At 68.6% G+C, this 12383-nt stretch carries 10 protein-coding genes; 5 read left to right on the forward strand and 5 right to left on the reverse strand.

Annotated elements, in window-relative coordinates:
* The first annotated feature begins 90 nt into the window (after window positions 1-90).
* Window positions 91-681 (forward strand): hypothetical protein, encoded by a 591-nt coding sequence (locus tag ACESK8_RS08100; RefSeq protein ID WP_372968115.1) that lies wholly within the window; start codon window positions 91-93, stop codon window positions 679-681.
* Window positions 682-846: 165 nt separating this feature from the next.
* On the opposite strand, the gene ACESK8_RS08105 is transcribed toward ACESK8_RS08100, so the two are convergent.
* Together ACESK8_RS08105 and ACESK8_RS08110 are read right to left on the reverse strand one after the other, a co-directional pair.
* On the reverse strand, window positions 847-1221 hold the full coding sequence (locus tag ACESK8_RS08105; protein WP_372968116.1) for a VOC family protein: 375 nt from the start codon (window positions 1219-1221) through the stop codon (window positions 847-849).
* Window positions 1222-1368: 147 nt separating this feature from the next.
* Window positions 1369-3036 (reverse strand): DUF222 domain-containing protein, encoded by a 1668-nt coding sequence (locus ACESK8_RS08110; protein WP_372968117.1) that lies wholly within the window; start codon window positions 3034-3036, stop codon window positions 1369-1371.
* Window positions 3037-3514: 478 nt separating this feature from the next.
* On the opposite strand from ACESK8_RS08110, the gene ACESK8_RS08115 reads away from it, so the two are divergent.
* On the forward strand, window positions 3515-4033 hold the full coding sequence (locus ACESK8_RS08115) for a MarR family winged helix-turn-helix transcriptional regulator (protein WP_372968118.1): 519 nt from the start codon (window positions 3515-3517) through the stop codon (window positions 4031-4033).
* Complete coding sequence (locus tag ACESK8_RS08120) at window positions 4030-4698, forward strand: hypothetical protein (RefSeq protein WP_372968119.1); 669 nt, start codon at window positions 4030-4032, stop codon at window positions 4696-4698. Before ACESK8_RS08115 ends, ACESK8_RS08120 begins: the two co-directional genes overlap by 4 nt.
* Before the next feature lie 54 nt (window positions 4699-4752).
* Here ACESK8_RS08120 and ACESK8_RS08125 read toward each other — a convergent pair whose 3' ends face one another.
* Window positions 4753-5163 carry an MmcQ/YjbR family DNA-binding protein gene (locus ACESK8_RS08125; protein WP_372968120.1) on the reverse strand — a complete coding sequence of 137 codons (411 nt, stop codon included), beginning with the start codon at window positions 5161-5163 and terminating at the stop codon, window positions 4753-4755.
* 84 nt (window positions 5164-5247) lie between these two features.
* Complete coding sequence (locus ACESK8_RS08130) at window positions 5248-8262, reverse strand: alpha-mannosidase (RefSeq protein WP_372968121.1); 3015 nt, start codon at window positions 8260-8262, stop codon at window positions 5248-5250.
* A gap of 167 nt (window positions 8263-8429) precedes the next feature.
* Between ACESK8_RS08130 and ACESK8_RS08135 the strand changes: the two genes are divergently transcribed.
* On the forward strand, window positions 8430-9461 hold the full coding sequence (locus tag ACESK8_RS08135) for a LacI family DNA-binding transcriptional regulator (RefSeq protein ID WP_372968122.1): 1032 nt from the start codon (window positions 8430-8432) through the stop codon (window positions 9459-9461).
* 66 nt (window positions 9462-9527) lie between these two features.
* Here ACESK8_RS08135 and ACESK8_RS08140 read toward each other — a convergent pair whose 3' ends face one another.
* Window positions 9528-10838 carry a glycosyl hydrolase gene (locus ACESK8_RS08140; protein ID WP_372968123.1) on the reverse strand — a complete coding sequence of 437 codons (1311 nt, stop codon included), beginning with the start codon at window positions 10836-10838 and terminating at the stop codon, window positions 9528-9530.
* Between the two features lie 212 nt (window positions 10839-11050).
* On the opposite strand from ACESK8_RS08140, the gene ACESK8_RS08145 reads away from it, so the two are divergent.
* Complete coding sequence (locus ACESK8_RS08145; RefSeq protein ID WP_372968124.1) at window positions 11051-12352, forward strand: ABC transporter substrate-binding protein; 1302 nt, start codon at window positions 11051-11053, stop codon at window positions 12350-12352.
* Window positions 12353-12383: the final 31 nt, after the last annotated feature.

Consider the following 12383-nt stretch of genomic DNA (forward strand, 5'->3'; position numbering starts at 1 on the left):
CGATCGGGCGCTGGCCACTCTACCCGAGGGCCCTGATCGGGCGGCCGAGGCTTACCGGCATCCCTCAGCCTCACCCTCTAGCGTGGAGCCATGCGACTGACTGCCGACGCCGACCCCCAACTGTGGATCCCCGTCACGGACTCGCTGGGATGGAGGGGGCGCCGCCATCGCAAGGCGGCGATCCGGATGCTGCTGGGACAGGTGAACTCGGCCATCGGCGTCACCGAGCGACCGGGTTCGCGAGTGGGTGCCTGGGCTATGAGCCAGGCCGCCCCGCTGCTGATGCGGAGGGCCGCCGGTCGCGTGCTGGTGTGGACGTGGAAGGGCGACCCCGAGCTGGTGGTCGCGATGGCGACCGCTCAGGCGCTGACGCCGGAGGTGCGCATCGCCCGAGCCTCGATGCCGATGGACTACGACGACACGCAGTCGTTCTCGAGTCGCTGGCTGGGCGCCGGGGAGAAGCTCGTCGTGGCGATGCCGCCGACACCCGCCGCGCCCCCATTCGTGACGTACACCTGGGACACCGGGACGCACCTCGTGACCCTGACCGCCGTCTGCAGCGATCGTGAGCGCTTCGGGACCCTCGACGGCTCGCTCGACGACCTCGCGCGAAGCATCCGCATCGCCGATGAGCTGACCGGCGGCGAATCCCCCGAAGTGCTTCGACTCGACCCGGCCTGATCGGGGTTCGGGGGCTGATCGGGGTTCGGGGTCTGGTCGGGGGTCTGGTCAGGTTCGGGTGGGCTGGTCAGGTTCAGGGTGGGCTGGTCAGGTTCGGGGGGTCTGGTCAGGTTCGGGGGGTCTGGTCAGGTTCGGGGTGGGCTGGTCAGGTTCAGGGTGGGCAGGTCAGCTCTCATCGGCTGTCGTCGGCGGCTCCCAGAGTTCGATCGCCAGCCCTTCGGGATCGTGGATCCGCGCGAACGTGCCGTACTCGTCGGTGTTCCATTCGTCTCGGCGTTCGACGGGAATCCCCGCCGCCTCGAGTCGGGCGGCGAGACCTTCGAGGTTCTTCACGCGAAGGTTGATCATGAACTGCTGATCGGCCGCGAAGTAGTCGGAGTCCGATGCGAACGGTGCGAACACCGTCATCCCGGCTTCCTGGTTCCACATGCCTTCGTCCCCGGCGCCGATGCCCAGGTGCTCGCGGTACCACTCGGCGCGCGCCTCCGGATCTCTACTGCGGAAGAAGAGTCCACCTATCCCTGTGACGTCTGTGCTCATGGTGCTGTTGTACTCCTTTGACGAGCGGATTGGGCTTTGATCAGCGAATGGGACGGATCGGTGTTGTCGTCGGCGAATCGGCCGATTCGCCGTTCCTTCAGGTTCAGCGGTTCATACGGTCGCTGAAGTCAGCCGGTGCGAGGGAGGTCAGCCGGTGCGACGGAGTGTCGGCTCGACGGTTCTGGGAAGCGGGGTGCCCGGTGGGCTCGTTGAGTCGGGTGGGAGGCTGTGTCGTGGGGTGCGCCACTGGTGGGTGGGGTCCCACCATCCTGGTCCTCTGACTTGGGGGAGGCCGTTGTGCATGCGGATCTCCCACGGGGAGGTGTCCAGGGAGCGGTGGTGCCACCAACACAACGGGACACCGTTGTCGGTATGGGTGGGACCGCCCCGGGCGTGCTCGGTGACGTGATGGATCTCGCACCAGGATGCGGGGACGTGGCAGCCGGGGATGAGGCATTCCTTGTCGCGGGCGATGATCGCGCGGCGTTGGTGGACGGTGAAGACCCGGTCGGTGCTGGTGATCCCGATGATGCGGCCCTCATCGAACAGGACCCGCTGGATCGCGCCCGCGCACGCGGCGTGCGCGGCGATCGAGACGGGCAGGTGCGCGCCGGTGCGGGCGATCGTCGCCCACCCGGTCCCGGTGGCAAGAGCGGTCGCGTCGACGGTGACGACCACGGTCGGTGCCGCCCCGCCCAGGGTGGGCATGTCCGTGTGGCGGGCGGCGATCGCGAGCGCGGCCGCGAGAGCGTCATGACGTCTCTGTTCCGTCGTGCGGTCATCGAACACGTTCCGCGGATCCGAATTGAACGGATCCTCCCCTCCGGGATCGTGCGACTCGGAGTCGGCGCGACCGTCAGCGTCAGCGTCAGCGCCAACGCCAGCGGACTCGAAGTCCGCACCCGTGTCACTGGTCGCCTCAGTGTCTCCAGTGTCGCTGGTGTCGGTGGTGTCGGTGGGGGTGAAGAACACCCCGGGCATCGGAGCTCCCGGGCCTTTGGGGTTCAGGATCGCGTCCATGATCAGCAGCAACTGCGCTGCGACTTCCGGGGTGAGATACCCGCGGATCGCGTGCAACCCGTTCTTCAACCGGCCGATCGTGAGCCCGCGGCGACGCCGCGCATCCTCATCCTTGGGTTCTTCCCCATCCGGATCGAAGATCGACGCGAGACCCTCCGCCAGACTCGACAGATCATCCGTCGTCGGAGCAGGACCATCGTCTGCATCGCCATCCGCATCCGCATCAGGGACGTCGGCAGTGTCATCGTCATCACCCGAGCCGTCCGCGTCGGGGTCGCCACCATCGGGGTCATCGACCGGGGCGAGACCATGCCCGCGGGCAGCACCGGCCAAAGCGAGATCCGCAGCGAGACGCTGGTCGGTGCTCAACCGGTCCCAGACCTTCTCGATCGGACCCGTCGCCGCCAGAAACCCCGCCACCCCCACCACCCCATCCAACAGGGCCTCCCGCATATGTGGCCACCGAGCCGGCAGCCGCTCCCCCGACACCAGGCTCGACTCCCGCCGCACCCGCGTCACCGTCGTCCCCACCCGTGTCGCCGAACGCACCTCGACACGCACCGTCCGCTGCAACAACTCGGTCGTGTTCCGACACCCCACCGCATGCGGGAACCCCACCGCATCCGCCGTCGCAAGCGTCTCCACCACCACCGCTTCCGCCCGCCGGAACGCCGCCCCCGCCCGCTGCAACACCTCGACCCGCTCCGCGTCCGACAACCCCGCCAACACGTCATCACACAACACCCCGGACAGGTCGCTGATGACCTGATCCAAACGCTGCACGGTGCTGTTCATACCCGCCAGTCAACCCCACCCCACCGACATTCATCCCCCGAAACCACCCCCAGAACCCCAGATCAGACCCCGTATTCCAATCTCCCGGCATAGCACGCGAACGAGCCTGCGCAGGGGAAGGCGAGAGGGTCCGAAGAGACCGAACCCGACCAGCCACAACCGAGTGAACAACCGAGGCGCAGCGACGAGAAGGGATCAGAGGAGATGGACGCCAGCGCACGGGCACGAGGTGGGGCGCGTGAGCGCAGGGAAGGAAGGGGGCTCTGAAAACCGTGGACTGACGACGATATCCACCGCCCGTCTCAGTGCGGGGTCAGAATGGCATCGCTGGAGCCCATTCCCGGTGCGAAATCGACCCCGCCACCGTCTCCCGGTGCGAAATCGACCCCGACACCGTTTCCCGGTGCGAAATCGACCCCGCACGTTCCCCGATCCCCAAACTAGTGAATGAAGGTAACAATGTAGTAGCATCACGACTATGGACATCCTCTTCGTCGACCGACTCCTGCAGATCGGCGACCTGTTCCAGAGGGACATGGCGCGAGCCTTCGCGGGCACCGACCTGACGCCGACGAGGGTGCATCTGCTCTGGGTCCTGCAGCATTCCGGCCCCTCCACCCAGCAGACCCTTGCGACGCTGTGCGAGGTGACCCCGCGCAACATCACCGGACTCGTCGATGCCCTCGAGCGCTCCGGACACGTCCGCCGCACTCCGCACCCCACCGACCGACGGGCCGTCCTGGTCGAGCTGACCGACGATGCGAAGGCGACCATGGCTCGGATGCAGGAGGAGCACGCCGAACTCAATGCGTCCCTTCTCGAGGCGGTCGCTCCGGAGGACCGGCCCGCTCTCGAGAGGGGCCTGACCGCGGTGGCGACACACCTGGAGCGGCTCGTCCACGCCGCCACGAACGACACAGCACCGACACCGACACCGACACCAGCACCAGCACCGACACCGACACCGACCACCCCCGACACCACCGCGACGCCATGACCGAGCAACTGCACGCCACGACACCCACCCCGTCAGCCGGCCCGACGCCCCTCGCCCGCGCGCTCAACTTCCTGCACAGGGCGTGGATCGCCGAGCTGCGCGTGTACTCCAGCATCGGCCGCGCGATCGCACGCCGCCCCGCCGTGGCGAAGGGCGCGACGGGCATCGGCTACCACCGCCCCGTGCTGACGGTGCTGTTCATCTTCATCGGACTGTCCGCCGTGGAGATCCCGATCATCGACCTGATCGTGCACCCGTGGCCGGCCGTCCGCATTCCGCTCCTGATCCTCGGGATCTGGGGCGTCACCTGGATGCTCGGACTGCTGTGCGCCATGCTGATGCGGCCGCACACCGTCGGCCCCGACGGCATCCGCGTGCGCAGCGGACTGGAGCTCGACGTCCCCCTCGCCTGGAGCGACGTCGCCTCCGTCGCGATCGACCGACGCGTCGACGAGCCGAAGCAGCGCCGCGTCACCGGCTCGGAGTATGCGGAGCGGATGCAGGACGAGACCAACATCGAGATCGAGCTCGAGCGCCCCGTCGAGATCCGCCTGCCGGGAGTCGCGCCGAAGGGCGGGATCCACGTGGTCGATCGAGTCCGGCTCTGGGCCGACGATCCACGCGCCTTCCTGGCGGCGGCACGCCCCTTCCTCCTGCCCGACTGACCTCACCAGACTGCCCGGCTGCCCGACTGACCTCACCAGGCCGCCGTCCCGCCGTCAGTCGAGTCCGCGCTCCGCGAGCCACTTCTTCGCCACGAGCACGGGCGCCCTCACGAGCCAGGCGTCCGCGAGGATCTCGGCCAGCCGATCCCGTTCGACGGCATCCAGCTGCACGAGCAGCCCCGGGTAGCCGTCGAAGTGCGGGATGGAGAACAGTCCGTCCGGTTCCGCGGCGAGCAGTGCGGCCTTCTCCTCCAGGCTTCCGACTCGAACGCCGAGCACGGGTCCGTCCGGCCATTCCATGCCGAGGTCGGCGAGTTGGCGCAGATCCACCTTGCTGGGTCCGCGGATCCAGGCGATCTGCCCGCTCGGCAACCTCCAGGAGGGCTCACCCGTATGACCGCCGATCCGCTCCGTCACACCGGGGAGCGTGAGAGCGATCTCACGGACGTCGTCGATGGTCGCCATCCGCCTATCGTCCTCCCGGGAGAGGCCCGCCACAATGGCGACCTCGCCCCGAGAAGGCGCTGGCACGGCTTCCGCCGCCCGGACTCAGCGCGCGATGCGCAGGGTCTGCACCTCGAACGGCCGCAGCCGCAGCTCGCCGCCCGTGCGGGGGTCGGCGATCTCGTCCTCGATGAGGGAGACCTCGCGGATCTCCCGATGATCGAAGTCCGCCATGAGCGCGCCGACGGCACGGCGTCCGAGCGCCTCGTACAGGCGCACGATCACGTCACCGGACCCGTCATCCGCGAGCTTCACGCCCGAGACGACGATCCCCTCGCCCTGCACCGAGACGAGCGGGGCGACCTCGCGGGCGCCGCGCACCAGCGAGGGCATGGTGTTGAGCCGGATGCCCTCGGTCGTCGCGACCGCGGCATCCGCCCCGATCACGAAGCCGATCGTGATCTCGTGGTGTCCGTGGTCGGTGTCCGGGTCGGGGAACCGCGGCGCGCGGAGCAGCGAGAGCCGCACCGTCGTCGACACCGCGTCGTCCGACACCTCGCGCGACGTGTCGTAGCCGTAGATCGAGTCGTTCACGAGGGCGACGCCGAAGTCCTGCTCGCGCACCAGCACGAACCGGTGCATCGAGGTCTCGAACTTCGCCGCCTCCCAGCTGGTGTTCGTGTGCGTGACGCGCGACTGGTACCCGAACTGCGTCTCCGCCTCGGTGTGCGTGGCCTGGATGTCGAGCGGGAAGGCGAGCTTGAGCAGCTTCTCCGTCTCATGCCAGTCGATGTCGTTGCGCAGCAGCACGGTGCGCTCGCCCGGCGCGAGGGTGATCGTCTGCTCGATCGTCGACTCCGAGAACGACCTCGTCACCACGACGCTCGCGACGCCGTCGACGACGGATGCGGTGATCGAGGCGGCGCCGGTCAGGTCGTCGACGCTGTTGCGGTAGTACTTGTCGATGTCCCACGCATCCCACATGTTGGGGAAGTCCTGGTGCAGCTGGAACAGGTTCGCGGCGCGCCCTTCGGCGACCGCCTCGCGCCCCGTCGCCTTGTCGACGGCGGAGACGATGAGTCCCTCGGCGGAGATCAGCACCGACACCAGCTCGTTCTCGAGACGCCATCCGCCGTCCTCGCCGGAGAGCAGGACGGATGCCGCTTCGGTTGCGCTCTCGGCATCGGCGAAGGAGGCACCCAGCGCACGGCTGCCACCGACGGAAGCTCCGACGGAGGTCGGCACGAACCGCAGGGCGCGGTCGCCCTCGCCCGCGAGCGAGCGGCGGGCGGCATCCGCGAGGTCGCGGGCATCCGACAGGACGTTCGAGAGGACCTCGACGGCCTCCCGATGCACCCAGGCGATCGACGTGCCGGGGAGGATGTCGTGGAACTCGTGCAGCAGCACGGTCTCCCAGAGTCGATCGAACTCGGCCTGCGGGTACGCGGCGCCGGTGCGCACGGCATCCGTCGCCGCCCACAGCTCCGCCTCGACCAGCGCGTGCTCTGCCCAGCGGTGCAGCGCCTTCGTGGCGTGCTGACTGGTGAGGGTTCCGCGGTGGAGCTCGAGGTACAGCTCGCCGACCCAGACCGCCGGGTTCGGGAGCTCGGCCCTGGCGGCGTCGAAGAAGTCGTCCGGGTGCTCCCACACGACCTGGGCGCTGCCTTCGAGGTTCTCGAGACGCTTCGCCTTGCCGGTCATCTCGCGGGTCGTCCCGCCGCCGCCGTCGCCCCAGCCCACGGGCGCGATCGAGCGCGACGTGACCCGACTCTCCTTGAACTGTCGAGACGCCTTCGCGACCTCCATGCCGCTGAGCTGCGAGTTGTACGTGTCCATCGACGGGAAGTGCGTGAACACCTGCGAACCGTCGATGCCCTCCCAGAGGAAGGTGTGATGGGGGAACACGTTCTGCTGGTTCCAGGAGATCTTCTGCGTGAAGAACCACTCGAAGCCCGCGCGCCGCATGAGCTGGGGAAGCGCCGGCGAGTAGCCGAAGCTGTCGGGGAGCCAGACGCCCTTCGAGCGGATGCCGAACTCTCGCTCGAAGAACCGCTGACCGTACGAGAACTGCCGCACGAGCGACTCGCCGGACGGCATCACGGTGTCGGATTCGACCCACATGCCGCCGAGCGGCAGGAAGCGCCCCTGGGCGACGGCTGCCTTGACCCTGGCGTAGACCTCGGGCCTGTGCTCCTTGATCCAGGCGTACTGCTGGGCGCTGGACATGCCGTAGAGGAAGTCGGGCTGCTCCTCGATCAGCGTGGTCATCGACGAGGTGGTGCGGGCGACCTTGCGGATGGTCTCGCGCACCGGCCACAGCCAGGCGGAGTCGATGTGCGCGTGGCCGACGGCCGAGATGCGGTGGGCGCTGGCCTCGGCCGGAGCCGCGAGCGCGGGGGCGAGTCTGGCGCGGGCATCGGGCGCTGTCTCGACGATGCGCTGCAGGTCGAGCACGTCGAGCGCGTCGTCCATCGCCTGCAGGATCCGCATGCGCCGCGGCGAGGTCGCCGGCAGCTCGGCCTGCAGCTCGAACAGCACCTCGAGGTCGAGGGAGAGCTCGAACACCTCCTGCTCGAACACGGCGAGGTCGATGCGGCGTGTGCGGTACAGCGGCTCGCGCGAGGACGTCTGGATGTCGCCCTCCTGCGTCGGGAGGAAGGGGTGGTAATCGAGCAGCACAGGGTTGGCCGCAGCTTCCAGGTACAGCTCCACCGGCTCGTCGCCGTGCGCCGTCTCGGTGATCGACAGCCACTGATTGCGCGGGTTGATGCTCTTGACCGGCGTGCCGTCCGGGCGATAGACCAGCGCCTCGCACTGGAAGCCGGGCATGTTGATGTCGAATCCGAGGTCGATGACAGCCTCGACGCGGCGCCCCGACCACTCGGCGGGAACCCGTCCGGTGATCTTGAACCAGGTCGTCGACCAGGCGGGTCCCCACAGGGCGGGGACGGATGCCGGTGCGAAGTCCAGCGCGAGTCCCTCGGCGGGGCTGATGGGCTCCCCCGGCAGCTCGTTGACCTCTATCGTCAGCGGGACGGAGGCCGAATGGACGGCCGGGCGGATGCGCTCGTCGAGCACGCGCGTGACGCGGCCGACGGTGAGGGAGGTGTCGTCATGCATGGTCTGTTCTCCGGGCTCGACGGTGAGAGGGGGCTCGACGGACGTCCGCTGCGCGGACGGGGTGCCGACAATGCTATCGGATTTACTAAAGCGATCTAGCACGCTGTCGGATCCGTGCTCCGAGTCGCACTTCCTGGCCTCTAAACCGATCAAGTAGGGTGATGCCCATGGCTTCCGGCAAACGCGTCACGATCGCGGACATCGCGCGCATGGCCGGAGTCTCCCCCGGTGCCGTGTCGTTCGCCCTCAACGGCCGTCCCGGCGTGAGCGACGAGACCCGGCAGCGGATCCTCTCGATCGTCGAGGAGAACCACTGGCAGCCGAGCTCCGCCGCCAGAGCGCTCGTCGGCGCACGCGCCAACACGGTCGGATTCGCGCTCGCGCGCCCTGCCCGCTCACTCGGATCCGAGGCCTTCTTCACCGACCTCATCGCCGGCATCGAGTCGCGACTCTCGGAGAGCAAGGTCAGCCTGCAGCTGCGGCTCGTCTCGGACATCGCCGAGGAGATGGAGGTGCACCGGCAATGGCGTTCGTCGAACCAGGTCGACGGCATCATCATGATCGATCCGCGCGACGACGACCCCCGCAGCGACCGCATCACGGCCCTCGATGCCCGCGCGGTGCTGATCGGCTCGAACCCCTCCCCCGTCGGCGCCGTGCCCAGTGTCTGGATCGCCGACGACGAGGTCGCCGAGACGCTGTTCTCCTACCTCGCCGCCCTCGGCCACACGCGCATCACCTACGTGGCGGGCCCCGACGACCTCGAACACACGCATCTGCGGGCGCAGGTGCTCGCGCGCATGGCGTCCGACGGCGTCTCGGGCGACGTCATCACCACGGACTTCTCCCCCGCCCGCGCGTCGGCCGTGACCAGGGCACAGCTCTCGGGGAGGGTGCGCCCCACGGCGATCGTCTACGACAACGACGTGATGGCGGTCGCCGGCCTCCGGGTCGCGCAGGAGATGGGGCGCTCCGTGCCTCGGGACGTCTCGATCGCGTCGTTCGACGACTCCGTGATCGCGGGTCTCATCAACCCGTCGATCACAGCCATGACCCGCGACACGTTCGAGCTCGGCGAGCGCGCGGCCACGCTGCTCCTGGAGCAGATCGTCGCAGGGACCACCCTGCCCAGCATCCAGGGGCCCACTCCGACCCTCACCGCACGCGAGAGCACCGCGCCACCGACCGCGGCATCCTGACGCGCTCGGGATTCCAGCCGCGCCCGCGTCAGCCGTCCAGGCCGGCATCAGCCGGGCGTGCCCGCCTCAGCCGTTCAGAACCGTGTTGACCGAGCCGTAGCGGTCGACCTCGCCGACCGACAGGTCGGGACGGATCAGCGAGCGGATGCCGCGCGCATCCAGCGCCGCAGGATTCAGCGCCTCGCGTGAGGTGACGAACGCGGGATCCACGCCGGCGGAACAGGCATCCACCCAGGCCTGGAACACCGCGCCGCCCGGGCTCAGCGCCGCCCGACTCACGGGCACTTCGTGCTCGTCGACCTCGACCACGATGGCCGTGTCGCGGGCGGGGGCAGCCGTCCGCGCCCGCAGCTCCGGGATGAGCTCCGCGAAGCGGCGGCCGATGGGCTTCGCCGCTCCGCTCTGGTCGATGAGCCCGAGCGAGTACTCCAGCTCGGGGAAGTCGCCGAGGTCGCGGCTGACGTCGTGCGAGCACCACCACGTCACCCCCCAGAGATCGTCGGTGCGCACGGCCGACCGCAGCGTCGCCTCGAGGAAGTCGGGCATCTCGCCCTCCTCCAGGCAGTTCGAGGGGGCGCCGACCTCCTGCAGCCACACCGGCCGATCCTGCTCGGTCGCGAACGCGCGGGAGAGCTCGATGAGGTACTCCGCATGACGGTCGGCCGCGACCGACCTTCCGCCGTAGCGCTGGGCGGTGCCGTTGAAGATCCAGGAGTGGATGGTGGTCATCGCCCCGAGACGCGACGCGTGGGCCGGGGTGAAGCCGTGCCCGTCCATGTACCAGACCGCGTCGTACTCGCTGTGCACATGAGGGAGCCCCGGTGCCGCCTCTTCGGCAGCGGCCAGCAGCGTCTCGATCCATCGCCCGGCCTCATCCGTCGTCACCGGCCAGGGCGAGGGGTGCGTGTGGGCGGAGAACTGGTTGACCTCGTTGCCGAGGGTCAGCCCGAGGAAGTTCGGCGCATCGCGCAGCGATCCGGCGAGCGCGCGCACGAGGGCCGCCTGCCCCTCGAGCGCCGCGGGGTCGGTGAACATGTTGCGGTCGTGCCAGGTGTAGAGCCACGAGGGCACGAAGTCGAAGCTCGACAGGTGGCCCTGGATGACGTCGACGCTGACGTCCAGACCGAACTCGGCGCCGATGTCGACCATGGCGCGCACGTCGTCGACGGCCTTCGCGCGGATCAGGGTGCGGTTGGGCTGCAGCACGTTCCACAGCGGGAAGACCCTGACGTGGTCGAGGCCCAGCTCCGCGAGCGCGGCGAAGTCGCGCCGCACGTCGTCGGGGGTGAAGTCGAGCCAGGAGTGCATCCACTCCTTCGACGGCGTGTAGTTCGCCCCGAATCTCAGTGGAGCATCGAGAGCGCGGCGCTGCGTCATGTGTCCGGACCTTTCCGACAGAGCCCTCCGACGAGGACAGGTCGCACCACTATAACGCTTGAGCACCGGACGCCCTACCGCGTGTTCTCTGTCTCGATTGACGACACGGTGGCTAGCCTTGACAGAGGCGGCTTCCGATGGTTTCATCTGCTAAAGCGTTGTAGTCCACGGGAGTGGACACCGCCAATCGCCCGCCTCGAGGAAGAAGCACGATGAAAGTTCCCGCACGCATTGTCGCTCTGGCAACATTCACGATCGGCGCCATGGCGCTCGCCGGCTGCACCGGGGGCGGCGCCCCCGCAGGCTCCGACGGCCCCATCGACACCTCCGGCGAACTGAGCGGAACGATCCAGTTCCAGACCTGGTCGCTGAAGAACGAGAAGTTCACCCCGTACTTCGAAGAGCTGATCGACGCCTTCGAGAAGGAGCACCCCGACGTCACGGTCGAGTGGCTGGACCAGCCGGGCGACGGCTATCAGGAGAAGATCCTCAGCCAGGCCAACGCCGACACCCTGCCCGACGTGCTGAACCTGCCGCCGGACATCGCGTACCCGCTGGTGGCCGCCGGCAAGCTCCTCGACCTCGAGAAGGCCGACCCCGACCTGAAGTCGGAGTACAACGCCGGGGCGTGGGACGCGTACAGCCAGTACCCCGAGGTCGAGGGCACCTACGGTCTGCCCTGGTACCTCTCCAGCGATGCGTCGTGGTGGAACCTCGCCCAGCTCGCGCCCTACGGCGTCACGGAGGACAACCTCCCGACCACGGTCGACGAGCTGCTCGACCTCGCCGAGGACGTCGCGACCGAGTCCGGCGGCAAGGTGCAGCTGCTCTCGTCGATCCCGGCCCTCGACACCTTCACCTCCGCAGGCATGGAGGTCATCAACGACAAGGGCGAGTTCGACTTCAACACGGATGAGGCGGCGGCGATCATCGAGAAGTACGCGGATGCCTACGCCGCGGGCGCGATGCCGGCCGAGGCGCTGACCGGCGACTACGGCGGGAACGCCGAGGCCTACATCCAGGAGAAGGTCGCGTTCACGACCGGCGGCACCGGCTTCACGACGGACCTCGCCAAGGACGCGCCCGCGCTGCTGGAGAACACCGTCGCCACGCAGCGGCTCGGCATCCCGCCGCTCTACGTGCAGGGACTCAACGTCTCGGCCGACTCCGACAACAAGGAAGCCGCCCTCGCCTTCGCCGAGTTCGCGACGAACGAGGAGAACCAGGTGGCGTTCTCGTCGCTCGCCGTCGGCACGGCACCCGGTACCTCGAGCGGTGGGGATGCGGTCGTCGAGAACATCTCGTCCTCGATCACCGACGAGAAGCAGCTCGCCGCGATCGACACGGTGTTCACCGCGATGGAGGATGCCAAGGCCATCCCGTTCCAGTGGACCTCCGACATGGCGACGTACATGACCCAGCAGATCGCGCTGGCCGTCAACGGCGAGGCCGACGCCAAGGAGCAGCTCGACAAGATCGTCGAGTACGCCAACGCGAACCGCGTGGACCAGTAAGCCATGAGCGCGCACACCAGCACCCGGACCA

The organism is Microbacterium sp. (genome assembly GCF_041641055.1).
Lineage (GTDB): Bacteria > Actinomycetota > Actinomycetes > Actinomycetales > Microbacteriaceae > Microbacterium.

Bases quoted from the DNA above. Each gene is read 5' to 3' on its own strand.
- ACESK8_RS08110 (WP_372968117.1), bottom strand. From the start codon at position 3,036: ATGAACAGCACCGTGCAGCGTTTGGATCAGGTCATCAGCGACCTGTCC.
- ACESK8_RS08115 (WP_372968118.1), top strand. From the start codon at position 3,515: ATGGACATCCTCTTCGTCGACCGACTCCTGCAGATCGGCGACCTGTTC.
- ACESK8_RS08140 (WP_372968123.1), bottom strand. From the start codon at position 10,838: ATGACGCAGCGCCGCGCTCTCGATGCTCCACTGAGATTCGGGGCGAAC.
- ACESK8_RS08145 (WP_372968124.1), top strand. From the start codon at position 11,051: ATGAAAGTTCCCGCACGCATTGTCGCTCTGGCAACATTCACGATCGGC.
- ACESK8_RS08100 (WP_372968115.1), top strand. From the start codon at position 91: ATGCGACTGACTGCCGACGCCGACCCCCAACTGTGGATCCCCGTCACG.
- ACESK8_RS08130 (WP_372968121.1), bottom strand. From the start codon at position 8,262: ATGCATGACGACACCTCCCTCACCGTCGGCCGCGTCACGCGCGTGCTC.
- ACESK8_RS08120 (WP_372968119.1), top strand. From the start codon at position 4,030: ATGACCGAGCAACTGCACGCCACGACACCCACCCCGTCAGCCGGCCCG.
- ACESK8_RS08105 (WP_372968116.1), bottom strand. From the start codon at position 1,221: ATGAGCACAGACGTCACAGGGATAGGTGGACTCTTCTTCCGCAGTAGA.
- ACESK8_RS08135 (WP_372968122.1), top strand. From the start codon at position 8,430: ATGGCTTCCGGCAAACGCGTCACGATCGCGGACATCGCGCGCATGGCC.
- ACESK8_RS08125 (WP_372968120.1), bottom strand. From the start codon at position 5,163: ATGGCGACCATCGACGACGTCCGTGAGATCGCTCTCACGCTCCCCGGT.